This window comes from Paenibacillus sp. 1-8 (assembly GCF_056316205.1).
In genome coordinates, this window is record NZ_CM149995.1 from 4872560 (window position 1) to 4898938 (window position 26379).

The 26379-nt window shown below is 44.8% G+C and carries 23 protein-coding genes; 3 read left to right on the top strand and 20 right to left on the bottom strand.

Annotated features, from left to right (window positions below; genetic code table 11):
- Window positions 1-31: 31 nt before the first annotated feature.
- The 16 genes from hag to AC0WRU_RS22505 form a co-directional block, all read right to left on the bottom strand.
- Window positions 32-847 (bottom strand): flagellin Hag, encoded by an 816-nt coding sequence (gene hag, locus AC0WRU_RS22430; protein ID WP_476126354.1) that lies wholly within the window; start codon window positions 845-847, stop codon window positions 32-34.
- 151 nt (window positions 848-998) lie between these two features.
- Window positions 999-1238, bottom strand: coding sequence for a carbon storage regulator CsrA (gene csrA / locus AC0WRU_RS22435; RefSeq protein ID WP_044648598.1), 240 nt, complete (start codon window positions 1236-1238; stop codon window positions 999-1001).
- Between the two features lie 2 nt (window positions 1239-1240).
- The gene (gene fliW, locus AC0WRU_RS22440) at window positions 1241-1693 is read right to left on the bottom strand and encodes a flagellar assembly protein FliW (protein ID WP_044648599.1); all 453 of its coding nucleotides are present in this window, start codon (window positions 1691-1693) and stop codon (window positions 1241-1243) included.
- A 95-nt stretch (window positions 1694-1788) separates the two neighbouring features.
- Window positions 1789-2358, bottom strand: coding sequence for a DUF6470 family protein (locus AC0WRU_RS22445; protein WP_476126355.1), 570 nt, complete (start codon window positions 2356-2358; stop codon window positions 1789-1791).
- 16 nt (window positions 2359-2374) lie between these two features.
- Window positions 2375-3295 (bottom strand): flagellar hook-associated protein FlgL, encoded by a 921-nt coding sequence (gene flgL / locus AC0WRU_RS22450; RefSeq protein WP_476126356.1) that lies wholly within the window; start codon window positions 3293-3295, stop codon window positions 2375-2377.
- A 66-nt stretch (window positions 3296-3361) separates the two neighbouring features.
- Complete coding sequence (flgK, locus tag AC0WRU_RS22455) at window positions 3362-4930, bottom strand: flagellar hook-associated protein FlgK (protein WP_476126357.1); 1569 nt, start codon at window positions 4928-4930, stop codon at window positions 3362-3364.
- 18 nt (window positions 4931-4948) lie between these two features.
- Window positions 4949-5449 (bottom strand): flagellar protein FlgN, encoded by a 501-nt coding sequence (locus AC0WRU_RS22460; protein WP_476126358.1) that lies wholly within the window; start codon window positions 5447-5449, stop codon window positions 4949-4951.
- A 10-nt stretch (window positions 5450-5459) separates the two neighbouring features.
- Complete coding sequence (gene flgM / locus AC0WRU_RS22465) at window positions 5460-5735, bottom strand: flagellar biosynthesis anti-sigma factor FlgM (protein WP_476126359.1); 276 nt, start codon at window positions 5733-5735, stop codon at window positions 5460-5462.
- 196 nt (window positions 5736-5931) lie between these two features.
- A complete protein-coding gene (locus tag AC0WRU_RS22470) occupies window positions 5932-6342 on the bottom strand; it encodes a TIGR03826 family flagellar region protein (protein WP_476126360.1) in 411 nt (136 codons plus the stop codon).
- An 808-nt stretch (window positions 6343-7150) separates the two neighbouring features.
- Window positions 7151-7603 carry a LysM peptidoglycan-binding domain-containing protein gene (locus AC0WRU_RS22475; protein ID WP_476126361.1) on the bottom strand — a complete coding sequence of 151 codons (453 nt, stop codon included), beginning with the start codon at window positions 7601-7603 and terminating at the stop codon, window positions 7151-7153.
- Window positions 7604-7986: 383 nt separating this feature from the next.
- On the bottom strand, window positions 7987-8364 hold the full coding sequence (locus AC0WRU_RS22480) for a ComF family protein (protein WP_476126362.1): 378 nt from the start codon (window positions 8362-8364) through the stop codon (window positions 7987-7989).
- A gap of 535 nt (window positions 8365-8899) precedes the next feature.
- A complete protein-coding gene (locus tag AC0WRU_RS22485) occupies window positions 8900-10987 on the bottom strand; it encodes a helicase-related protein (RefSeq protein WP_476126363.1) in 2088 nt (695 codons plus the stop codon).
- A gap of 199 nt (window positions 10988-11186) precedes the next feature.
- Complete coding sequence (locus AC0WRU_RS22490; protein ID WP_431086414.1) at window positions 11187-11627, bottom strand: hypothetical protein; 441 nt, start codon at window positions 11625-11627, stop codon at window positions 11187-11189.
- An 89-nt stretch (window positions 11628-11716) separates the two neighbouring features.
- Window positions 11717-12439: a response regulator gene (locus tag AC0WRU_RS22495; protein WP_137060550.1), complete on the bottom strand. Its 723-nt coding sequence runs from the start codon at window positions 12437-12439 to the stop codon at window positions 11717-11719.
- A gap of 4 nt (window positions 12440-12443) precedes the next feature.
- The gene (locus tag AC0WRU_RS22500; protein ID WP_025681980.1) at window positions 12444-13604 is read right to left on the bottom strand and encodes a sensor histidine kinase; all 1161 of its coding nucleotides are present in this window, start codon (window positions 13602-13604) and stop codon (window positions 12444-12446) included.
- Window positions 13605-13651: 47 nt separating this feature from the next.
- A complete protein-coding gene (locus AC0WRU_RS22505; protein WP_476126364.1) occupies window positions 13652-16369 on the bottom strand; it encodes a stalk domain-containing protein in 2718 nt (905 codons plus the stop codon).
- A 274-nt stretch (window positions 16370-16643) separates the two neighbouring features.
- On the opposite strand from AC0WRU_RS22505, the gene AC0WRU_RS22510 reads away from it, so the two are divergent.
- The 3 genes from AC0WRU_RS22510 to AC0WRU_RS22520 are packed head-to-tail and all read left to right on the top strand — an operon-like array spanning window position 16644 to window position 22124.
- A complete protein-coding gene (locus tag AC0WRU_RS22510; protein WP_476126365.1) occupies window positions 16644-18053 on the top strand; it encodes an efflux RND transporter periplasmic adaptor subunit in 1410 nt (469 codons plus the stop codon).
- On the top strand, window positions 18050-21166 hold the full coding sequence (locus AC0WRU_RS22515; RefSeq protein WP_476126366.1) for an efflux RND transporter permease subunit: 3117 nt from the start codon (window positions 18050-18052) through the stop codon (window positions 21164-21166). Before AC0WRU_RS22510 ends, AC0WRU_RS22515 begins: the two co-directional genes overlap by 4 nt.
- Before the next feature lie 52 nt (window positions 21167-21218).
- Window positions 21219-22124, top strand: a complete 906-nt coding sequence (locus tag AC0WRU_RS22520; RefSeq protein ID WP_025681976.1) for a TetR/AcrR family transcriptional regulator — start codon at window positions 21219-21221, stop codon at window positions 22122-22124.
- Window positions 22125-22248: 124 nt separating this feature from the next.
- Here the strand turns inward: AC0WRU_RS22520 and metK are convergent, their stop codons facing one another.
- The 4 genes from metK to AC0WRU_RS22540 form a co-directional block, all read right to left on the bottom strand.
- A complete protein-coding gene (gene metK / locus AC0WRU_RS22525; protein ID WP_476126367.1) occupies window positions 22249-23451 on the bottom strand; it encodes a methionine adenosyltransferase in 1203 nt (400 codons plus the stop codon).
- A 328-nt stretch (window positions 23452-23779) separates the two neighbouring features.
- Window positions 23780-24070, bottom strand: coding sequence for a small, acid-soluble spore protein, alpha/beta type (locus AC0WRU_RS22530; protein ID WP_476126368.1), 291 nt, complete (start codon window positions 24068-24070; stop codon window positions 23780-23782).
- 126 nt (window positions 24071-24196) lie between these two features.
- Window positions 24197-24778, bottom strand: a complete 582-nt coding sequence (locus tag AC0WRU_RS22535) for a hypothetical protein (protein ID WP_476126369.1) — start codon at window positions 24776-24778, stop codon at window positions 24197-24199.
- Window positions 24779-24833: 55 nt separating this feature from the next.
- Window positions 24834-26369, bottom strand: coding sequence for a stalk domain-containing protein (locus AC0WRU_RS22540; RefSeq protein ID WP_025681972.1), 1536 nt, complete (start codon window positions 26367-26369; stop codon window positions 24834-24836).
- Window positions 26370-26379: the final 10 nt, after the last annotated feature.

Here is a 26379-nt window from a genome sequence, read left to right on the forward strand (position 1 = left end):
ATTATAGCCTTTTTCAATTGTTCTATTAAACTTAACGAAGCAATTGAAGAACTGCTTGCGGTTGTTGGTTTGCTTGAGCCAGCATTGCTTGGGAAGCTTGAGCAAGAATATTGTTTTTCGTTTGGTTCATCATTTCTTTAGCCATGTCTACGTCACGAACACGGGATTCAGCAGCAGACAGGTTCTCGGAAGTGGTTCCCAAGTTGTTGATTGTGTGTTCCAAACGGTTTTGGTTTGCACCCAGTTTAGCACGCTCAGAGGATACTTTTGTAATAGCTGCATCCAATATAGAAATGGCAGCGTTAGCACCTGTTTGCGTGTCGATGTTTACTACATCAATTCCTAACGATACAGCACCCATGTTTCCAATGGACAATTTAATATTTTGGTCGATGTTAGCACCAATGTGGAATACTGCATTGCTGACACCAGCACCGTCCAGCAGTTTTTTAGTATTGAACTCTGTATCTGTAGAAATACGATTTACTTCTGTTGTCAATTCTGCTACTTCTTTTTGAAGTTCTTTACGGTCAGCATCAGTGTTAGTATCATTCGCAGATTGTACAGACAATTCACGAACACGTTGCAGAATGCTGTGTGTTTCGTTCAGTGCGCCTTCAGCTGTTTGGATCAAAGAAATGCCATCTTGAGCATTTTTGGAAGCCATATCCAAACCGCGGATTTGACCACGCATTTTTTCGGAAATTGCCAAGCCAGCAGCATCGTCACCAGCACGGTTGATACGAAGACCGGAAGACAATTTTTCAATTGCTTTGTTCGTGTTAGCAGTGTTTGCATTCAATTGACGGTGAGTGTTCATTGCAGCGATATTGTGATTAATAATCATTTTAAATTTCCTCCCTGAAGGTAAATGTCCCACATCCATGTGGTTTATTGTTGTTACAGCTATTCGTTGAAGTCGGCCGCCCCTCCGTAATAGCTTGTACTATATATATCGACAATCTCGCCGATCTTTTAATAGCATTTTAGGATTTTTTTTATTTTTCGTTATTTTTATTTATCAAGCTTCGCAAAGCATCCAAATTCGACTGTGTATGGGCTGCGGATTCACGATTGGACTCTTGAATGGACAAGTAGATCTCCTTACGGAAGATATCCATCTGCTTGGGCGCTGAAATCCCTATACGGACGGTATCCCCTTCTACTCCGAGCACGGTAACCTCAATGTGATCCTGTATGATGATGGATTCACCTTTCTTACGCGAAAGTACCAGCATGATTATTCACCTTCCTTTGAACGGATGGTTTCGTCTTCCTTGGTGGGCTGCAATGGATGCTTCGTTTGATATGTGGTCTGGTGCAAAATAACCTGCTTGGCCTGCCTATTATCGGGATTGAACACCAAAGGTGCCAATAGATTGATCGTTGAGTTTTCTACCTGCTCATGTAATGTTAGTATGCTGCGAACGACTAAATTAGATCCAATCTCCAGTTCTTCCGTTTCACTATCCGGCAGTTCGAACTCGTATTCAGGATAAAAAATAAAAGGGTCCACTAAGACAAAAGATAGTTCCTTCTGCTGAAGGGACTGGAGATAGTAAAAGGGTGCCTCGTTTTGATCAAGCAACACAAATTCAATCGTCTCCTCAAACCCCGGAATTCCTTTTTCAAAACGATATACTTCTTTTTCATTAACTTCAATGTCACCCCAAATAGATGTGGATATAATCACAAATATTCCTCCAATATTTAATCAGATTTATACATTTTGCTACAAAAAAAAGGCTATAGACGGCTTGAACAACTCCTCTATAACCTTAACTTATTTTACATCGTTACATCAATTTCAGGCGGAATATAGGCCACTGATGGATACTGCTGCATATAAATCTCCAGTTTTCCTGGAGTATACTCAATCTCGGGACGATTAACGGTCACATGCATTTCCGATACAGCAGGTGTATATGTAATATCAGGTGCACGCGTTTCAACATGAATATCCACATTATCCATGGATGCAGCCCCCCTGAATTCAGGAAGAACATGAGTTTCTGTATCCTCTCCAAAAACATTGGCTACTGTATTCCCAGGAATATGAATCGCCGCCATTCGGTTGCCTTGCTCCACTTTATGTGCAAGAGCCTGTAAAAATATTTGCGGCAACCCTGAATAAATTCGATTATTCATCTCAAGGTAATTACCCCCGTTATATGCAGAGTAGGCCGCGCTTTGATCTATAGTAAGCTGTGGCTTGTACTGGTGAATTTCCAGTTGAGCACGACGCGTTGTTAATTCCATATCAGCCGAAGGCTGTCGAATCGAATACTGCCCTGGGTCTGCATCAATATGCAGGATAGCCGGAGTTTGACGGATTTGAAGCATCGGAATGATGGCCACTATACCCCTCCTTAGCCTACCTTAAGAAATCCATTAATGATGGGGATATTATCTTCGCTCCCGCTGACAAAGATGCATTGTAAATGTTTTCTTGAATCTTGGAATTCATCAAAAGCTCGGCGTAATCTGCATCTTCCGTTTTCGATTGCAAGTCCGTTAAGTTCACTTCCAGATCGCTTAAACGGCTTTGCATCAGCTCAACACGATTGGATTTAGCTCCCATTTCAGAACGAACTTTCAGCATTTTGTCCACACGTGCATCGATATTAGCTAATTGATCACCACTTGCTTTAATATTACCACTTGCCAAGGCTGCAGATAACTGATTAAAAATAGTAAATAAATTATCGGTATCCGTGCTTGTTCCTACGACTTCATTACCAGTAACATTAATGGGCAAGGCAACATTTTCACCCACTATAAAATTAACATTTCCTGTATCCGTAACAATGGATGCTGCTCCAGATGTATCATGCGTATTATCAGCATTCAAAGGAAGATCGTATGGTTTCTTGTCATAGGTTTGACCATTAAATATATATTTACCGTTCAGTTGGCTGTTCACAACATCAATCATCTGTTCCTTAAGCTGACCAATTTCTTTGTTAATGCTGTCAAGAGCAGACTGTGGATTGGTTCCTGTAGAAGCCTGGACCGTCAGCTCCCGTACTCTCTGCATAATTTGGCCCGCCTGATCCATCACCGTATCATTAAAATCAAGCCACGACACCGCGCTGTCTACGTTCCGTTGGTATTGTTCATTTGAAGATAATTCAGATCGATACCTCAAGGAATACGTAATACCTACAGGATCATCAGAGGGCTTGTTCAGCTTACGCCCGGTCGCCAGCTGGTTCTGCGTATTATTCATACGCTCGGAATTCCGATTTAAATTCAGCAAAAGCTGTGAGCTCAGCATATTGTTAGTAACTCGCATAATCATATCCCCCCGTAATTAAATACCCACTTGTATATAAAAACACAAGATATTTAATCCCCATTCTTATCTTCCCACTACACCTGTGGAGTTAATTAATTTATCCAATAATTGATCGAATGTGGTCATAAACCGAGCAGCGGCGCTGTAGGCATGCTGAAACTTGATCATATTGGACATTTCTTCATCCAGCGAAACACCGCTCACGGATTGGCGCATAGTTTCCACCTGAGATACGAGGGCTGTCGAGTTTTGTGTCTGTCTTGTTGCCTCTTGAGCCTCTATACCCAACTGACCAACCATAGAACTGAAAAAGCTATCAATAGTAGCCGTATTCCCCGTAGAAACAGAAGTGAAACTGTTTAATTTTAAATTGGCCATCAGGGATGCCAATGTATTATTACCTTTAACCAATTCCTCAGTAGGAGCAGTACCTGTTACACGAAGGGATGCTGCAATGGCGTTAGGATTATCGGCTATAACTGTATTTAACGTGATGTTGCCTGCCGTTATCGTCCCGCCATTATTTGAAGCTACAAAAAAAGGTTTACCTGCAACCATATTACCGTTAGCATCTTTATCCTCTTGGGTATAACCCAGTTGATGCAAACCATTAAGACCTTTAACCGTAACTGTTAAATCTGATTGAAGCGTGCGGTTGGTCCCTGTATAAGTCACTCCGTTCAGTACAGTGCCTTCTGGCAATACCGAGCCTTTAGGTAGCGTTACAGAAATATTACCGTTTGCCAATGTGTTAGCAAGATTATCCATTTGGGCAGTATAATCTGCTACAAATCGATCTCTGGAGAAAATCATTCCATGTACTTCGCCACCTTGCAAATCATTGGAAGCAAAAGCAGCTTGTAAAAAAGCGCCGTTAATTCCAGTAGTCGGTGTAAATCCGGCTACTAACGCTTGACCACCCATATTGACATTGTAACCTTGATCGGTATCAGTCACCGTTACATTAACGATTTTTGAAATTTTATCGACGATCAAATCACGCTGGTCACGAAGATCGTTAGCGTTATCTCCCAAGCCTTCAATTTTAGTAATTGATTGGTTCAGGTCCGCTATGGAGTTTACATAGCTTTGTAGCTCACTAGACTTAGCCTCCACATTCGAGGTTAAATCCGCAGATAAATTGCTTAACTGTTTACTCATATGATTCATTGCATCAGTCAATGCAAGTGCATTTTCTTTAACAATAGTTCGTGCGGTTACACTTTCTGGGTCTTTGCTTAAATCAGACCAAGATTTATAAAAGTTATCTAAAACCTTTCGAATCCCTGTGTCAGACGGCTCATTTATAATCTGTTGAAGCTTATCAAGGGTGTTACTTCGAATCGTCCAACTGCCCAGCTCAGTATTTTCTCCGCGATACTGACTGTCCAAGAACTTCTCACGAATGCGTTCAATAGCATCAAATTCAACGCCTGTTCCCAACTGACCAGGCACATTTGAACGGTTAATACCATAAGCCTCCATGGGTATAGAAGCTCTCATCTTAACAGTTTGCCGTGTATAGCCTTCAGTGTTGGCATTAGCTATGTTGTGTCCTGTTGTATTTAAAGCTGCCGTTTGTGTAAAAAGGCTTCTTTTGGCTGTTTCTATGGAATGAAATGTGGATGGCACTCTATTTTCCTCCTCGGTTCAAGCCTTAGTGTCGAACAATCCAGGTCGTGCGAGTTGATTACTTTTCTGATCCGGATGCATATAAGTCATCTCCTGATTAGGACGACCTACAAGTAGATCTAACGAGTAGTCAATAAACACCAACGATTGCTCGATGAGCTTTTGATTGATTGCATTAATTTCCTTTAATTCTGAAAGAGTGTGGGATAAATGGCTCTGTACACTGAGGAGTTTTTTCTTATCTTCAGGATCAAAGACAAGACGTACCAGCTCGGTTATAGTCAAATTAAGTTGAGACTTGATACCGCGTTCACGAAGAAGCTCATACGAAACCTCCATGCGAGCTTCTTCCAGCTGTTCCACCTGTTTAAGGAGTCTGGATTCCTGGTTCAAATGCTGAACCAAGCTATCTATATCATTTTCCATGACAATTTTTTTTTTACTTTTTGCCAGTTCCAACAAGATAAGATGCTTTTGGTCTAGCTGCTCCAGCACATCAATCAAACGCTCTAAAGGCATATTCCTTCACCTAGCTTTCGGAAGACTGCTTGAAGTAAGGTAACAGCTTCTCCGCAATTTTATCGGCATCCACACTGTAGGTTCCAGAAGCTACTTGCTGCTTAAGCTCCTGAATCTTTTTAACGCGGTCTGCGTCACTGCTGCGGTTCAGCATTTCCATCGCTTCCGGGGAAATCGAGACCTCGTCCTTGCGGCGGGATTTCTTTTGTTCCTCTTGGCGTCCTGCTTCAATATTTCGTTGATATGGATTAATAGCTCCGATGCGGTTGGTCTCGTTAATTTTCATAACTTCCACCTTCCTTAGTTATTTGATATGGTCAGAATGTATCAGACGACATAGCGTCGAACATGGTTCGTATTATGCCTTACTTCTTTATTTTGTGCATAGTTGCTAAAAATAAAAAAACCGATAAGCTCTATAAAGATTATCGGCGGTATTTGAAACTTTTTGAATAGCTGAATACGTTTTTAATTCCCCTGTACTACTTTCCACGAAGTTTATCAATCGCGCTGTAGGTACCTGAGCCCATATTATTACTTTGATCCTGATTACTACTTTCGCGTACGGCCTGATGCAGGTCTTTGGTCAGACGTGTTCGACAAGAATCGCACATATGCCCTTCACGAATTGGTATCCCGCACACCTCGCAAGGATAGGTCATATTGGGCGCATTAGCAATGGAAATACGTCCCTCACGTATAAATGTCGTGATTTGTTTAACGGATACACCAGTAGCTTCTGAAAGCTCATGCATATGAATACCCTTATTTTCACGTATATGTTTGACGCAGCGTTCGTATTCAATCTCAATTTCTTTAATACAGTTCTGACAAATACCCCTGACATTCTTAATGAACAGCTTTCCACAGCGAGGACAGTTATCCAAATTCATCCTCTGCAGCGCCCCTTTCCTGTTTCCGGTCTCGTATTAGTGTATCCTTACATTACCTTATATCTAAGAGCCTCGTCTAGCGAATATTTTAAAAAAAGATTTATAGATTTTACACAATTGCACATTTTGTACGATATCATAATAAAGGTACAAAATGCTTAACGTACTCTGTATTAGGAAGTGCAACAAGAAAACCAAGCATTTAAATCCCACACCAGCTAACGGGGCCATAACCTAACGTCAAATCTTTCCTTAGATCTATATAATGATATGCAAATCGCATGTACCCTAAGGAGACAAATGATTTCTGCCAGATCAATCCTATTGCATGTGTCTATTTATCGTCATACAACGCTCAGGTTTTTAGATTAAAATAAAATAAGCGCCATTCCGGTTATTTCGGGAATAGCGCCTCACTATAATTAAAATAGCTGTATATGATTATAAATGGAGTAAATATACGAATCAAGATGAGGGAAAAACCGGGCGAAACAATCCTCAGAAGAATTCATGTTCACCTGTGCCCCGAATGCCACCAAGTAACTGCTACAATTCCGGGGGAACGGCGCCCATACGAATGCTCCGCACATGGAGTGTGGGTATTCATTATATCATACGACTAACATCATCCCAGCTTAAAATCTATCTTAAGATAGGATAGACGCACCATTGGAAATTTGCAGCCCAAAAAAACAAGCTATTTCACAAATAATTATTCAAAAAAGCATTGTTTTAATAGAGGCCTTCCCGTATACTGTAGTCAAACACTTGGTTTAATAAAAACATTTTATTATGAATTTATAACGAATTATTTATTAGTGCTTGCTTGCGGAACTTGCAGTTCCTGGCCTACTTTAATCAGGTTGTTGATTTTAAGCAGTTCTTCAACAGTAACACCGTATTTTTTAGCAATGGAAGTCAGCGTATCGCCATCTTGAACACTTACTGTGATTGTATTTACAGTAGCTGGTGTTCCAGTTGTATTAGTTGGCGCTGTAGTTGCTTGATTGTTGTTCTCAGTAGCTGGTTGAGCCGGTGTTGTAGTCGTAGCATTTTCAGTTCCAAAGAGTCTAGCTTCCAGTGCTTTCTGTGCTGCTTCTTGTTGTTCAATGATCAGTTGTAGTTCTACCTGATCCTTGTTGTTATCCGAGTTAGACTTTGCGGATACTTGACCTGTAGCAAGTGGACTCAACAGAGATACTGCACCTAAACTTACTGCCAACATACTAGATACTGCTACTTTTTTCATTACGTTTTTCATGATTTTTTTCTCTCCTCTTTTTAGGTTAAATTTTAATTAACTGCTTTACTACCGAGCGAGACACTCCCAATGTCCGCTCTGTTGTCGTTAGCTAATCATTTATTACCAAACCATGTTAGCTATCAACAGATAGAAATTGTACTCCTCTTTTCCAAAAAAATCAACCTCTAAATTAAAATGTTCTGTTTTCATCCCTCACTTCCTTACTTTTTGTTTGTGTCTATATTTTTATTATATACCTCTTTCTATCTCGTTGTCAAATCTTGCTTATCGTGCGGTTTAAAAGGCTTTTCTGCTCTAGCATTCGAGTTTTCCTCGGAACGTTATGAACTTTTTTCCTAGTTTCAAACCAAAACTCTCGTAAAGGGACATAAAATTTGGGCTTATGACCTTGCCAAAGTCAGGCAAAAAATGGTCATATGTATTCCCTCCTCGGATGCCTTTTCCCCTAAAACACGCGCACACGCTTGTAAAGTGCTCCCTGTCGTATAAATATCGTCCACCAGCCAGACAGTCACACATTTCTGATTTCCCATTTTAGTTTGAGACTCAGCATTTAGAATAAAAGGCTTAATTAACTCCGTCATACCCGGCACAGCAGAGAACGCATTGTACATCGTGTCTGTGCGTTCTTTTTTTGTTTTGAAGCTTTGTTTGCCAGTATCTTGTGGACGAGCAAGTAAAGGTAAAAAGGGTAGTTTATTCCGCCTGGCAAGCTCCTCTGCCAAAATTTGAGCCTGATTGAAACCTCGCTCTGTCAATCGTGTCTCGCTTACCGGAACACATGTCACCAAATTCACGTTCTGCAGAGACTGATTGAAACGAAAATATTCCCGACCAGCAAACTCATGCCTCATAGCCTGATAAGCCCGATGCATCATCTCGCCGAGCGGAGGACCGTACTTTTCATTTCCGCGATACTTAAACTGCCCAATCCATTCTCTCATGATAGGCGTATAGCTAGTCGCACTCCGATTACACACATAGTAGCGTGCTGCCCGGTCAGGCCTTACACAATCAGGACAAAATGTCGGGCGTCCACAATGAACACATCGAATGTTGTGGATCCAAGGAATTTGTGCCGAACAAGAAGTACAAATCCCGGGGAACTTGGAAAAACCCCCAGTGTGAATTCCACAAGCGATACATGTCTCTGACTGACGCTGAAGTAGCCAATTCAAAAAAAGTTGGGTTCTGCGCACCATTATCATACAGAATGCACCTTTCTTGGTAGTTTACGTGTCAATATTGTATCAGGTTTCACATTTCCAAAAAAACTTTTTTTATTTTGTGCATTTAATGCTTCACCTCCTGTAGATAGCCCTTTTTTCGCGCTAGTGTATTCATGCGCTTAATTTGTCTAATCGCCCTCTTTTGGCCGCGAGTCCATTGGGGAGATGTGAAAATGACGCTTCCACACGGGTCATCCTTCGACCTTCCTGCTCGACCAGCCATTTGTACCAGAGAGGCTTCATCAAAAAGGCTGCTGTCCGCATCCAATACATAAACATCACTCCGTGGAACGGTCACACCGCGCTCCAGAATAGTGGTTGTGACCAGTACACGTATTTCAGTTGCTCGAAAGGAACGTACCTTAGCGCTTCGTTCTTCATCCTGGGATGAAGTGCCCGCAATTGGGATATCAGGCAAGCGTCTGATCAACAATTCTACTAGAGATTGAATATGTGAGATTCGTGTCACAAAGAGGAAGACCTGAGCGCCGCGATGTATGGATGCGAACAAGCGTTGAATCAGGGATGCAGGAAGTCGTCCCTTTTGCAGCCAATACTTCACCGGAGAAGTCTCCAGACGGAATGGGACAGGCAGTGGATGGCGATGAAAACGAACGGGAACCTTGGCATGCGGTAACAGGCCGCGTGCAGCCTCTTTTTGCAACAGTAGCGGTGGAGTAGCAGACAAATAAATGAATTTCCCCTCCTGCTTACATACAGCCTGTGCGGCAAAGGCGAGCATTGGATCATTGTGATAGGGAAACGCATCAATTTCGTCAATGACAACCAGATCAAAGGCCTGACGATAACGCAGAAGCTGATGAGTCGTTGCGAGTGTCAGCTGCCCCCTTTGCCAGCGTTCATCGCTGCCTCCATAGAGCGTCACCATGCTTACATGAGGAAAGGCGATTGCCAAACGGGGCGCCAACTCCAGTACCACATCCCGGCGCGGTGTCGCTACAAGCGCCGTTCCTCCATGCTCCAGCACATGTTGCAGGAGTGGAAACATCATTTCCGTCTTGCCTGCGCCAGTCACGGCCCAAAGCAAAAACCGCTCTGCCACGCCTTCGCCAGTTGTTGGCGAAGGATGCCCGCTGTCGCGGGCAAGGACACTGCCCTGCGATGCAGCAGCAGGGCTTGTCCCCCGGCGTGTAGCCATGCCACGCCGCAGCAGCTCGCCCGCCCGGAGCCAGAGGCTTACCGGGCGAGAGCGCCCCCGCACCCCACTGGGCGGTGCGGCCAAAAAGCGCAGCGCCGCTTCGGCAGCGGCGCGTTGCGCAGGGCTCAGCCCCCAGCGGTCGAGCTCCGCGGCCGGGGCTGTGTCCGCCGTGCACGGCACGGCGGGTTTCGCTGCACCGCACAGCAGCAGCGAGCACTCACGGCTGCGCCCCAGCGCGAGACACGTCTCGCAGTAGGCGCACGCCTTGCGCCCGCACGATGCACAGCTCGTGCGGTACATCGCCCCGCGGCCGCAACGGTTGCAGCGGAGATTACTCGTAGCGGGCCTACGCGCATGTGGTGCAAGGCCAGCAGCAAAGCTAAGCCGACCTTGCAAGTACGCGAGCTGCGCAGCCAAGCGCCAAACGCGCTCCAATCCTGGTGCCACCTCAGCCAGCAACGCTTCAGCTTCCAGAACAAGCAACTGGCGACCTGACAGCAAATCAGCCAGCGCATCCGCTTGTCGTGCCACTCGCTCCATATCCAATTTTTCAATTTCACTGTTGGAATGCCTTGTTTGCCCGAGGTACGATACTCCTGCTATTCTCCGTTCCTCACTCCCTCCCCCATACATCATGCTGCTGCTTGGATGAAACAGTTGCCCATCCCAAATGCATATAGCATTGATCCCTCCGGTTAAATGTTGCTCTACGTCACCAGACTCTGAATTCAGTTCATCCTTTAGCTGTGCAAGAACGTATTGCCACCATTGCCTCCTTGTCCATCGCTTCATGTCCGTTGATCCCTTGAACACTTCACACAGCTTTACGCCCCAAGGCAACGGAAGCTCTCGCCCCAGTACCACCCATTTTTCGACAGCATTCTCCTGTCCCTTGTTCCCTTTCAACCACCATGTCATATCTACTCGAATATCCACGGATAAGCGGATATCCCATTTCCCTCTATACCTGACCACATATACCGCAATTTTCATTTGGCACCCTTTCACTTCTCAAGAGTTTATTTTCCTCTTTCTAACAACAAAAAAGCAAAAAAGCACACTTCCATGGCCCATAGCCTGAAGTGTGCTCCACATCATTCGGATTTCAGCGAAATCCCTTTTATCTTGCATATGCAATTCCTTGTAAACATTTATATCCGGTTTCGACCGTAATGTCCACCATACTTTGTCATTAACGAACAAGTGGAGCATCCACCAACGGGTTGGCTGTTCTGAGGTCAATAACAACACGCTTTTCACCGCCTAACTTCGGTAAAACCGGGTTTCCCGGTGAAAAACGATATGAAATAACCGAAACATCCATATGGCTGTAACGCACCATCCGTGTAAGGATCGGCAGTGTATCATCCACGGATTCATCATCCAGTACCGTCACATGCAGCGGCCTCCGACGTAACCAGGCAAGTATGCTCAATGAACGCATCACCCACTCCACACGTTCTCCGTCATTAGAAGTAATGACAATATAACGGGTCGGCCGTTGATCCGAAGATAACGCGCGCACATCGTCGCCATTGCGATAGGCTTGAACCGCCTGCCGTATATACATAAGATGCACGACTGCGGCTCCCAGACCATATATAAGCAATATCCAAACCAAATGAGCCATCACGAAGGTTCCACCTCCTCCTATAGCGACAATATATGCCGTATAACAGGAAGAGGTGTCACGGTTATGTACTGGGTTTCAAAGACTACACTTTACAGCGTAACCCATCCGTATTTGATGGAATTAATAACCGCTTGTGTCCGGTCATCAACCTCCATTTTTTGCAAAATACTGCTGACATGGTTTTTGACCGTTTTTTCACTAATGAATAAATATTCACCGATCATCTTGTTGCTCTTGCCTTCAGCCATTAAGCGCAGCACTTCAGCCTCACGACGGGTCAGCGGGTTATTTTCGCCTGCGACGAACTTCACGCCAGCTTCCTTCGTATGACCTTCAGCCATAGCCCCGGTTTCATTCAGATACGTCATCCGGCGGAGCTGCTGAATGAGTTTACCCGTTACCTTCGGATGAATAAACGCATACCCTTCATGCACAGAGCGAATCGCATTAATGAGGGACTCGGCCTCCATATCTTTTAACAGGTAGCCATTAGCCCCCTTGCGCAACGTCTCGAATACATAGCTTTCATCATCATGAATGGACAAAATGATAACTTTGACATCCGGGAACATCTCACGCAGCTTCTCCGTTGCCTCCACACCGTTTTCAATAGGCATATTAATGTCCATTAGAACGATATCCGGCTTCTCTACATTACAGAATTCCAACACCTGAATACCATCGCCACATTCTCCGATGACCTCAATGTCGTCCTCCATATTCAAAATACGTTTAAGCCCTTCACGGAACAACTGATGATCGTCCGCCAAGAGAACTTTAATGGGTGCGTTACCAATTTCCTGATTTTCCATGTTGTTACTCCTTTCCCTTTTCCACGTTGGTTGGGATATGAATCACTATCTTGGTGCCTTGATTCTCAGCTGATTCGATTTCCATTCTCCCCTCGAGCAGTTCAACCCTTTCCCGCATACCAATCAGACCAAAATGTCCATGATCTTTGCTTTTCTGCTGAAAAAGCTCTGGCTTAAAGCCCAGACCATTATCCTGCACCACGATTTTTACAAGCTGCGCCTGATAGGTAATCTCAACAAGCACATAGGTAGGATAAGCATGCTTGGCAACGTTGGTCAAAGCTTCTTGGATCAGACGGTAAATGGCTGCTTCCATCGCGGAAGAGAGACGATGTTCCTTGCCCCTTGTTTCAAAAAGCGCTCTAATCTTCGTTTTTTCCTCAAAATCCTGTACATATTTCCGGAGCGTCGGAATAAGTCCTAAGTCATCCAGGGCCATAGGACGCAGATTAAAAATAACCTTTCGCATTTCCTCAAGACTGGAGCGAACCTGTTTCTTCAAGTCTACTATTTCGTCCTGAACCATCTTGAATTCCTGCTTGGCGATCATTCTTTCCACAATTTCCGTCCTAAGTACTAGATGCGCAAGAAGCTGTGCAGGTCCGTCATGAATTTCACGGGATATCCGCTTACGCTCCTCTTCCTGGGCTAAAATAATTTTCAGACCAATAAACTGCCGGTTTTTGGCCGATTCAATGATCCGCGTCACTTGTCCCAACTCACCCGACAAGTATTCCAGCACGACGCCCATCTGCGAACCGATGGTTTCGGCCCGCTCGACAGAGTCCTCAACACTTTTAGCCCGCTTTTGAAGATCATCTCTTCTGGCCTTGAGATACATTTCCTTCTCGCGAAAGATCATCACATCGAGCTGAAGCTGTGTTGCTTTCTCGTAAGCCTGCTTGATATCCTCTTCCGAATAGCGGACAAAGTCACGGCTGACCTCAGTCAGCCGGATACGGGACCGCCGATAGTTCATTTCCAGCTGGTCCACCTTTTCAATCGTTTCCGCCGTTTCCTTCAGGACGCTCTGGAGTTCCTGATTTAACGTGACCAGCTCGGTCCGGGCCGTGTCCAAAATTTCGAACATCTGATATTTGCTGTTCTCCATCACCTGGATGGCATTCTTAATGACTCGGTCTATGATATCGGCTTGAAAGTCCACAAATGTTCTACTCCAATCCTAGCATTTCAAGTATATATCATACCATATCATGACTGGAGGGTGATGGTCTTCGTTTCTTGTTCCCATTTTACAGTCATTCCTAACTGCTCAGACACGAGTCTTAACGGGACTAAAGTCCTACCACCTAACACAATGGGTGCTACATCCGTGCTCTGACGTTTGCCGTTCAGGACGACTTCTTTCTTGCCTACTGTTAAATCCATCAGCACACCGCCACGCATAATCGTAATCCGCTGATCGCCTGCGTTCCACTTGGCTTGCCCGCCAAAAGCATCCAGCACGTACTTGATCGGCACATACGTTGAGCCATCACGAGTCATCGGAGCAGCATCAATGGTCGTTGACGTCCCGTTCACGGTCATTGACTTTTGTCCGATTGTCATTTGAGCCGTTCCTTTTTTGAGTCCTTCGGTTCCGACCGTTCCCGGTGTATTAAAAGAAATATTATCAAAAGCGACATTGCCCGTTTTGGCACGCTCATCCTGACCTTCGGCCACATTAACTACATACAGGCGCTTGAGCTTCGCCGGATATGAAATATTCAAACCGCTCATGTCTGCGTTAATGGTTTTCCAGCCATTCCAGTCGATCACTTTGGCAAGGTCAATATATGCCGTTTTGCCCTGGGCATCTTCCAGCTCGGCACGCAACCAGTTCAGACTCTTATCTCCTCTAACATCAATCGAGATGGATGTAGCCGCTTGTTCAAGCGTTTTGCCGGTTGTACCGTTCAGTTGGGCATAGGCATACATTTTACCACTACCGTTCGTCATGTCGTAGTTCAGCTCAAGCACTTTAGAATTGGCATGGTCGCCATCTCCTTGTACAACAGCCGCTGTGCCGGTAACGCCTTCCACATTCGAAGTAAAATCAACCGGATACGAAACATTTTCGAAGTTCTCCCAGTTGTTTGTGCTAGCCCCGCCAGCAGACAGGAAGACGACCGCGCTGAAACCATCGTAGCGACCGATGGCATAGCCCGTTTTCACACCCGCATCCACCGTATTTACCGTAAGCTGATTGTCCTTAACACTTCCCTTAAAGCCGATGAACTCCCATTTGAGCGCATCTGACGAAATGCTGACGCTCTGGCCATCTTTCGTCTTTGCAGTTACCGGTACCTCGATTTTAGCACCTGCCGTAAGCGATCCTGTCCCACTGCCTGCGGTAAGTGATGAGATTTCATCTGCTCCCAGGACAGTAACCTTGGTCGTAGCACTAGCTGAGCCACTGGACGCCGTCAACGTAGCTGTTCCTGGTTTCGACCCCTTCACAACCCCGCCACTCACCGATATCACGGACGGATTGCTCGATTTCCATGTCACTTGTACATTTGAGGTATCGAACGGATTGTAGTAGGTGTCATAGCCTTTAAAAGAATAGCTTCCGGTCTGACCAATAAGCAGCGTTTTATTGCCTTTAATCGTGAAGCCTTTGAGCGTCCCTTTAGGCGCACTGGTGTACACACCCACACCGTTTACGACGCTCCGTTGCTCCGTACCGTATTCCGTATTGAACGTAAGCCCCACTGTCGTATCTCCTAAATCACGGGTCACCATTGTGGTGGAGCCACCGCCATCCAGGTTCATACCCTTCCAGACACCAATATCTTTCATCAGCGTTTGCAGCTCACTCAGGGATACGCCAACGCTGCTCCCGTTCTTCTCAACGGCAATGACATAAGCGTAACGCTTGTCACGGGAATATCCCAAAGCCGTGCGCGCCCGCGTCCCGCCTATGCTCGTTGTGCTGCGGGAAAAGGAAGTTTTCTGACCGTCATTCACCAATATGGTGTGTCCGCCAATCATCATCTGGAGATTGGAAGGGTCCACCTCACTCCCTGTCGATTTGACACGAAGATGATAGCTGGTTTCTATCGTTTGTCCTACTGTCAGGTGGGCTTTGACATAATCGGCCGCTTTGCCGTGAGTACGTAAAATATAGCCGTCCTGCGGCACAGTCATATTCAACGTAGCATTGTTGGAAATTTGCGTAACCACACCATTCTGCACCAATACCTCAGTAGGCGTTGTTGAGCTGTTTTTCGGCCGCTCAATTGCTTTCCAGGCAGATGTATAAATATACATTGCATTGGAATGGCTGTAGCTGCTTCCGCTCGTTTCAGGCGAATACGAAGCCTTATTCATCCCCGCTAAGGGGAAAGTTGATCCATCCCCGGCTTTTACTGTGCCTTCAAAGGTGAACTGCTCCACCATTGGGGAACCGTCCTTGGTTACTGCAAAAGCATACATCCCCGTTAAATCGGACGGAGTAGACATCAATACCCCCTTCGATACTTGTCCACCAATCGGGGCCCCCTCGCTGGAGGTATTAAAATAATCTCCGTTCACACCAGCGACTGCTCCGGTTTCTTTTGCCATACCGCCTGTGCTTTGACGGGTTGTGAACTGCCCATTTTTCCCGGTCATAACATCCAGCTTGACGTATGGATTTTGCAAGTCTACCCGGACGATATCAGCTAACGCTGTTCCTTTGGAGCCTTTAAAACGATATTTTATCAATGTTGCACCGGAAGTAATAATTTCTTCCCCCAACTTTACAGTTGAACCGGAAGCTGCACTCGCAATCGGCGCAGATATCCAGCCGTTTAACGGAATTAGAGCGCCTGTTCCGGCAACGGGTCCAACCCACAATACTCCCGCCAGTGTCAAAACAGCCCATCTTTTAACCATCCCTCTGCCATCTACTTTCTCATTGCCTTGTTTCCTATTACCTAAAAACATATGGATGATAACTCTCCCATCTTCATTGTATTCAAACGGACTTTTCCGATCACGTACTCTAAACTCTATCAAATAAACAAAAAAAGCCTCTTATGTTAATAGACTTATTATAAAGGCAAAAGTTACGAAAATTCTGTCAACTATTTCATACAACACAAACTATAAATTGACGAATGCATAATTAGCACACTATAATACACATGAACTAATAAGTTCAAATAATACTAACCAGTTCAGACCTAATGTTATGAACCCATCAGGAGGATCGATAATCATGAATAAAAAACGAACAATCAGCATACTTACCCTATCCCTGAGCATCGCGATCGCTGGATGTTCTGCCGGGAAGGAGGATGCCGCTCTAAGCTCTGCTGCACAGCCAGTCGCTGTGCGTACCGCAATCGTCAAATCCTCTCCGCTCCATACTGCCTATAACTTGTCAGGCACGCTTCAGGCTAATGAGGAAAACACACTGGCTTTTCAAAATGGAGGCACCGTAGCCAGTGCATCTCTCTCTGTCGGCACTGCTGTACAGAAGGGCGCCGTTATTGCTCGTTTGGATGACGCTGACTACAAGCTTCAGGTTGAGCAGGCCGCTGCCTCGATTCAAGAGGCTCAGGCAGGGATAGATAACGCACAGGCTAACCTTCAGGCCGCTGCCTCTGCGATTCAATCCGCCGATGCCGGCATTACAGGTGCTCGCGCGAATGTCAACAAGGTCAATAAAGGTGCACGTGCTCAAGAAAAGCAACAAGCGCAAGCTGCTGTAGATAAGGCACAAAGCGCTTATAATAAGGCCAAGACGGATAGCGAGCGTACACAGAAGCTGTTTGAGGCAGGCGCTGCTTCCGCGTCGGATAACGAAAATGCCCGCCTGAATGCTACCGCAGCCTTGAAAGATCTGGAACAGGCCAAAGACTCCCTTTCCCTCCTGCTGGAAGGAGCAACGACAGAAGACCACCAATCCGCTCAGGCTTCCTTTCAGGATGCGCTTGCTGGAAGATCTAAAGCCCTTGCAGCCAGTGAACAGGCTGCCGCTTCCAAAAAACAAGCCAGTGCCAATTACGAAAAGGCACTCGTCGCTAAGGGTCAGGCAGAACTTGCACTTTCACGCACCCGTCTAATCTCTCCTGTGAACGGCGTCATTTTAGATAAGATCGTGAATACAGGTGATTTAGTCGCTTCTGGCCAAGCAGTCTATCGCATAGGCTCCATTGATCGACTCAAGGTTCTGCTTCCGGTACCGGACAGCGAAATCAGAGATTGGAAGAAGGGGCAACAGGTCAGTGTCATGTTGTACGAGGAAACCCGTCAAGGCACCGTATCCAACGTTTATCCATCAACGAGTACCAATACAGGTAGGGTTAATGTAGAGATTGTCATTTCCAATCCGCAAAGAAACTGGTTACCCGGTCAGGTGATTAAAGCCGCTCATCAGGTAACAGACAAGAACGGCATTCTCATTCCGGCCGAAGCGGTCATTAACACGGGAAGCAAGCCTTTTATTTTCAAAGATATCCAAGGAAAAGCTGTTAAAACTCCAGTGGAGCTTGGCAATCAGGTCGTAGAAAATCAGCTTCAAATTGTATCCGGCCTTCGTGAAGGCGAACGTATTGTCATTAAAGGGGCAGAAACCCTGTTTGATGGAAATGCGATTCAGTCGGGGGAAGGCGGACGCCCATGATTGAGTATATCGTAAAAAAACGAAAAATTACGTTGCTGTTTTTTGTCATGCTGATCTTAGTCGGAATCTTCAGTTTTTTCCAGTTACCGCAGCAGGAGATGCCGGATGTCACAATACAGAATGCTATGGTAACAACAGTCTACCCTGGTGCTTCACCACAAAAAGTAGAACAAACCGTAACCAAAGAGTTGGAGAAACGCATCAAGGAAGTGGAAGGCGTTAAAACGATTAATTCGACTTCTGGTAACGGATTCTCCTCTATTTTAATCGAATCCAAAGATGGAGTTGATCCCCAAACGGTTTGGGACAATATGCGTAAAAAGGTGCAGGATGCACAAGCCGATCTCCCTGATGGCGCTGAAACACCTGTTGTGAATGATAAGCTGACAAGCTCGTTTATCGGCTCCTATGCCTTGATCGCTGACTCTGTCGCACCGCTGTATCAACTCAATGATATGACTACAAGCTGGAAAGATCAGCTTAATACCATATCTGGCGTATCCAGTGTCAAATTCAGAGGTCTTCCTGATCAAGAGGTACGAGTCCATATCGACAATCAGAAGCTTCAGCAATACCAGCTGTCCTGGGGGCAAGTTGCGCAGGCGATCCAGTCTCAGATTGACCGGGTCCCCACCGGGGATATTGAATACAACGGGCGCACCTATCAGCTCATTGTCCGGGAAACAGAAAAGGCCAACGAGTTAGATCAGGTCATTCTGACACGCACCAAGGAAGGGAACCCTGTTTACCTACGAGATGTAGGTACGACTGAGCTGGCACATTCCAAAGCAGGCTACTTTGCTTACATAAATGGTAAACCAGCCATTACACTAAGCATTGGAGCAGAAACAGGCACCGATATCCCGTCGATGAGCGAGAAGGTTAATACCAAGCTGAAAGAGCTGGAAAAGACACTCCCCGCTGGCGTTCACTTTGAAACTCTTTTTGCACAAAAAGATCAGGTAACTCATATCTTCGACGATTTAAAACGTGAAACGATTCTCGCGATTGCGGCCGTTATTCTCGTTTGTATGCTGGGCTTGAATTTGCTAACCTCTGCTTTTGTCGCGCTGGCGATTCCTATTTCGGTTTCGATCGCCATTATCTTTTTGCCCATGTTCGGCATTACACTCAATCAAATTTCCGTTGTCGGCCTGATTATCGTACTTGGTATACTCGTCGATGACGCGGTAGTCGTAAATGACAATATCGAGCGCAGACTTACGGAATTAGGCGAATCTCCCTCCGTTGCGGCAGTAAAAGGCACCAAAGAGGTGATGCTTTCCATTTTAGTTGCTACACTGGCTACCATCTCAGCCTTCGCTCCACTATTATTTCTTCCAGGGAATGTAGGTGCATTTATTAAACCGATTCCAGCCATTGTTTCCCTGACTATGCTTGCCTCTATGATCATGTCGCTCACCATTATTCCTATTTTTCGAGAATGGTATGAGAAACGCAGACAGGCTCGTCGCCCTCAGGGAAAACCTAAACCACCTGGCTTGTTAGGTCATCAGATTCAATCTTTAAATAAGCTCTATTCACAAAAGTTAATGCCCAAAGTAATTCAGCGTCCTTTGCTGACCGCAATGATTGGACTCATGCTCGGGACGGCTGCATATGGACTGGTCGCTTTCACAAGGGTTGAATTGTTTCCAGAATCGGAAGATCCTCACGTCGCATTAAATGTAAAAATGCCTGTGGGCACTTCGATCGCGGAAACAGACCAGGTAGTCAAAGACATTGCAGGTTGGGTGAGAAAACAACCCGAAACCTCTAACGTAACCTACAGCGCTGGAGGATCAGCTCCGCAGTTGTTTAGTGACATTAGCAGCGGCGGCGGTGATAGTAGCGACAACGAGATTGTCGGTCAGATCGCTGTTGTCGGCAAAGAGGATGTATTTGATCTCAATACGACAGTCGATGCCTGGGAACAGCACATTAAAAAGTCCTACCCTGGAGTTACGGTTACGATGTATGTTCCCCGTCTGGGAATTCCTGTGGGTAAGCCCGTCTCTATCCGTATTTCAGGCCAGGACCTGAATGAGCTGCAAACCCTTGCCCAAAAAGCAAAGGAACAGATCGCCACAGTAAATGGAACAACGGGAATCGTGGATGATATAGGGATTGAGCGATATGCGCTGGAACTTGAGGTCAACAAGCAGGCCATGGATCAGTACCTCGTGAGCTACACTGATTTGACCCGTACACTTCTTCTATTAAAAGAAGGAGCCCAAGTTAGCCAATTTGATACGGGAAACGGTCTGGTAGATATCAAACTGTATTTGAATCATATTGACGAGGAGCCAAGCACGCTTTTCCAACAATTAAGTGTAATAAATACTGCTGGTGAGCAGATTCCATTAAACCAGCTCGTACAGATCAAGCCTACATTTGCTATTCAACAAATCAAACATTACAATATGGAACGGACGATTACGGTAGAAGCCGATCTGAATGGAAGAACGGCTAGCGAAGCGATGGTAGATGTTGAAAGTAAACTGGCACAAATGAAGTTCCCTGAGGGCTACAAATGGGAGGTGGGCGGAGAAACCTCCGATCAATCCACCATCTTCGGCGATTTAGGACAGCTGGCAATTGTTGTGGTCTTGCTCATTTTACTCTTAATCACCATGCAATTTTATTCTCTTTCCATTCCTATTATTATTATGACGACAGTGTACCTGGCAGCAGCAGGTGGAATTATCGGTATTTTTCTGACAGGTATGCCTATCGGGTTTATGAGCATTATGGGAATTATCGCACTGGCGGGAATTGTAGTGCGAAACGGAATTGTGTTAATCGAGTTCATCGAGGATGCCCGGCATGAGGGAATGGAGCTGAAAGAAGCTGTGATACAAGCAGCCACTGCCCGTTTCAGACCCATCTTATTGACTTCTCTGGCTGCAATTGTAGGTATGATTCCGTTAGCTCTACTGGGTAGCCTGCTCTTTAAGCCACTGGCGTTTACTGTCATTTTCGGATTGTTATTCTCGACGTTGTTAACCCTGTTTGTAGTGCCGTCATTGTATATGATCATGGCCAAGTACAAAATGCGCCGTCAACTCAAAAAACAGCAGCACACGGTTATCACACACGATCAACCTTTGTAGTTGCATGCAGAGAAATACACACTGTCGGATTGAACCCTAGGGGGAAATATGTATGGAAAGCAAAAAAAATGATATTTTACAGGCAGCCATTCGGCTATTCTCCAGAAAAGGCTACTATTCAACATCTGTTGAAGAGATTGCCAAAGAAAGCGGGATGGCGAAGGCATCCTTTTATAAATATTTTCAAGGAAAAGAAGAGCTTCCTTTGGAAATGTGTATCATTCTGGAGAATAATATTGAACAAGACATTCGGGCACTTTACAGCAAGCCTGACCTTACTAAAGAAGCTAAGCTGCACGATTTTATCGTACTCTATTTGAAAAACCTCGTTGAAAACAAAGTGTATCTCATGATGGATCTTCCTGAGCCGTCCATGCTTATTTTTCAAAACGAGCAACTCAATGGCGCCTTCGAGCAACATGAATATAAGCTGTACAAATGGGTACGTGAGTGCATGATTGACGTTTTTGGACCGGAGATTGAAGATCACGCATGGGATATAACCTTTGTGCTCAAGAGTGTTGTATTTGAATACATTCGCTTCTTTGCGGATCGAATGAATGATGAAACGGTTGAGCAGCTTGCGCAATTCATCATCTTCTTATCCCATTCCTTGGTAGCCAACCTGAATAGTGGTGAATCCGCCCCTCATTTGTTCTGGAGCAAGCAGGGCTGGTTACCTGAAAGTACTCTAAGCAATCCCTTTGATCAAGGCCGCCAGATTAACGGCCTTCTCCACTCTCTGGAAGACAGTATACTGCTGTCTTCATGGAGTTCAAAGGAAGAAAAGCAGGAGTACCTGCAAATTGCCGCCTTATTAAAAGAAGAAGCTTTGAAGGCGAATCCCCAAACAGGTCTTTTAAAAGCTCTGTTTTCATATTTGGAACAGCGTAAGGATCTGCAAAAGGTCTGTCATTTGCTCAAAAAGCTGTTGAATCTTGCACCCCCAACGGAGTAGAAGTTAGCAATACATCACAGCAATTTTCAACTTAACTTGTAAGACACATCAAAAAAGACTGCTCATGTAAATCATGAGACAGTCTTTTTTCGGTTATAGCTTGTATTTGATAACATATGAGAAATTATAGACCCGCTTGCGATCTCAGAGCTTCAGCTTTGTCTACGCTCTCCCATGGCACATCCAGATCTGTACGGCCAAAGTGACCGTAAGCAGCCGTTTGCTTGTAGATTGGACGACGCAGGTTCAGCATTCGAATGATACCTGTTGGGCGAAGATCAAAATTGTTACGAATCAGTTCGACGATTTTCTCATCGCTTACTTTACCCGTACCGTATGTATCGACGCTAATCGAAACTGGCGTAGCTACACCAATAGCATAGGCAAGCTGAATTTCTACTTTATCTGCCAATCCGGCTGCAACAAGGTTTTTCGCTACATAACGGGCAGCGTAAGCAGCGGAACGGTCTACTTTGGTCGGATCCTTACCCGAGAATGCTCCCCCGCCATGACGTGCATAACCGCCATACGTATCAACAATAATTTTGCGGCCTGTCAGACCTGCATCCCCTTGAGGTCCGCCAATAACAAAGCGCCCTGTAGGATTAATGTAATACTTGGTTTGCTCGTCCAGCAATTCCGCAGGAACAACTGGCAAAATAACCTTTTCCTTGATATCTGCCTGAATTTGCTCTAATGTAGTATCTTCTGCATGCTGTGTAGAAACTACAATGGCATCAATACGAACTGGTTTGCCATTTTCATATTCTACCGTTACTTGCGTTTTACCATCCGGGCGAAGGTATTTTAGTGTTCCATCCTTGCGCACTTCAGCCAAACGACGTGCAATACGGTGAGACATCGCGATTGGCAACGGCATCAGCTCAGGTGTTTCATTCGTGGCAAAACCAAACATCAGCCCTTGATCGCCTGCACCAATGTTTTCCGTTTCTTTATCTACTTCAGCAGGATCACGGCTTTCCAGGGCAGCGTTAACCCCTTGAGCGATGTCCGGCGATTGTTCATTCAAAGAAGTCAATACAGCGCAAGTATTATAATCAAAGCCGTATTTCGCACGTGTATAGCCAATTTCCTTAATCGTATTGCGTACAATGGATGGAATATCCACGTATTCCGATTTGGAGCTGATTTCACCAATGACGAGAACAAGACCAGTAGCTACCGATACTTCACACGCTACCCGTGCATTAGGGTCATTAGCCAAAAAGGCGTCCAATACAGCGTCAGAAATCTGATCACAGATTTTATCCGGATGACCTTCTGTTACGGACTCAGACGTAAACAAATGGCGACCTTTTACAGACATGAATTTCAACCTCCCACAATTAAAATACATGAGGATTTATATAAAACCCTGACATGGCAATGGCATTATTCAGACACTCTCACGTCAACATGTGACAGAAAATGACTTCTATACCTGATTAACAAAAAATGAACCTTTTCCGGTAGGAAAAGGTTGCGTACAAGCCTCAAATGCCATGATATCCTATTTAAAACGAGGTGTCAATTCATATCGCCCAATTACAAAAGGCGAAGCAAAGGCAAATGGATAAGAACTAATTTCTGATCCGAATAAAAATAGCCTTATTTTAAAAACGACTGCACCTCAAAATCAGTAAAATTATTGCAGCTTACAAGGTACCCAATTCAGACAAGCTGCGTTCGGCAGATTGTACCAATCGCTTGGTAATTTCGCCGCCCACAGAGCCATTCTGTCTTGAAGTCAAATCGCGCCACTCCACATTTGCGCTTCCTTTAAATTCGCCCAACTCCGCAGCAAACTCACTGTCTGCACTAGGAATTACATGTGCATATTGGGGATTATAAACAGGAAGCCCAAACTCAGCAGCAATTTCATACTTCAAATCATGTAATCTGGCACGGCTTTCGGGAATCAATCGTCTCTGATCTCTTGACGCCATCGTACACACCTCCATCAATTGTATTTTCTTTCATGAAGTTAGTGTGCAGCGTTTGGAGCCAGATTAGCCAAGAACAATTTACTATCCCGAGCAGTATTTACGAAAAAGAACATTCCAGCATACAACCTATTGGAGAGTGTAACCGCCACGTACCATGACGACCAGGCCAAACTTCTGGCCTTCCTTTACCTGAATACCTCTTCCTTCTCTAGGAAAGGATAGTAAATGATTTTGCTCAACCGCTTGATTATGAACAATTTCCGTTCCGGAAGTGATATCAATAGCTCCACTGGCATCCATACTATAAACAACAGCATACCCGTTACGTAAAATAAATTCCGATCCAGCTTTAGCAATCAGCTTTTGACCAGGCTTTACATCAACAACCTTCAATTCCTCGGTCTGTTCCGCTGTAGAAGCTTTTCCTGAGCTAGAGCTTCCTGACGTCGTTGCGTTAGATGTAGAATTTGTGGTGGAAGAAGCTGCCGAACTAGTGGTCTTGCTACTACTGGTATTGGTTGTCGTTCCACCTTTGAGAGCCTGAGCAATTTTTTGATCAACATAGCTTTTGGTTACAACCGGATCGTCAGCTGTTCCTGGTTGCCCAGAGCTGGAGGCTCCATTAACCGAGTTGTTCATTAAGGAGCCTGCAACTATCCCTCCTCCAAGCAAAACTGCTGCCAGCGATACTTTGTAGCGTGGTTTCATGTAAATCCTCCTACAGCACGTTAATGCATTGTGAAAATACTTTTGTATTCTAGTATTATTGGCCTGCTCCAGAAGCTGCACCTTGTAAAACCCATGGTTTTTCATAAGCCATCTTCAATGTATCAATACTTGTAACCAGATCTTCAGCTTGCTGTTCAGCAGTAGTCACTTTCAGATTAGCCTCATAAACCTGAAGCTCAGTAGCCAAGCCAACATCAAATTGCTTTTTAGCCATATCTGCTGCACTTCTAGCGCTTACCAAGCCAGCTTGAATTTGAGAATATTGACTTTCCAATCCTTTAATGTTGTTGTAAAGCGTTCTTACAGCTTCTTCAAGCTGTCTCTTCGTGCCCTCTGTAGCATACTGAGCCTTCTCTACATTAAGCTGTTCAGCCTCGTATGGTGTATTTCCTGGTGTACTAAAATTGTAGAGCTTCAAGCTCAATTCAGCTAAATCTACTTTTTGTTCACTTAACCAAATAGCAGTGCTGCTAGTAAGTACTTGGCTCACCTTAGTTTCCACATTATCTTTAAACTCAGAATAGACAGGCTTATCCTTCAATTCGTAACGTTGTTCTGGTTTATAGCCAATCATTTGATTCAAAGATACATATGCACTATCCAGATCTTTTTTAGCCTTGTCTAAAGCAGCTTGATTCTGAGTCAACTGATTGGTTGCTTGTGTCACCTCATAATCACTCGACATTTGATTATCTCTTTTAATTTGTGCAACTTTAAGCTTGCGCTCAGCATCTTCAATATTCATAGCAGCCAGCTTAACGGCATTTTGCTTTTGAAGAAGCTTGTTATAAAGATCCTTCACGTTGTATTGAATACCTTCCTTAGTCATGTCTAAATTCTTTTTTGCAGCCTCGTAGTTAAGGTTGGTTTGGGCATATCCTTTAAAAGCTTTATCTTGTCCTTCATCACCGGCTTCTGCAGGAACAAAGTCGATATTCTTACCTGCTTCTTTCATAATTTTCCCAGATTGATCAATATTCGTTTCTGCTGTTTTAACTGTGGTACTATCAGCTATAGCAAGTTTAACTGCATCATCATAGGTCAAAGAATCATTATAGTAGGTATCATAAGTAACTTTAGTCACAGGAGCTGTGAAAGGCTTACTGGACAAACTATTATTTTCACCAGTAGTACTTCCATCAACTTGATTTGAAATGGTCACTGTTCGTGTAGTCTTATCCCAATTTACTTTGGCGCCTAATGATTGGCTCACAAAGCGTAAAGGAACGAGTACTTGACCCTTCTGGATTTGAGTAGCTACATCCAGTTGTACAGGAGCACTGTTTTTATATGCAAGCTTAGAACCCACATTCAAAGTCAATGTATCCTCATTTTTAGATGCCGTTACTCTTTTGGCTTTGCTATCCCAATCCACTTGCGCTCCCAGGCTTTCGAAAACTCCACGAAGAGGTACCAAGGTTGTATTTTGACTAACAACAGGAGCTTGCGTATATTGCTGGGTTACACCGTTAATAATAACTTTTATATCACCTGCTTGAGCTCCCGCAAGATTGGCAAATGCAGAAGAAAGAACCAATGTGGAAAGTACCGCCACTCCAAAACGTTTCATAATTTCTCTC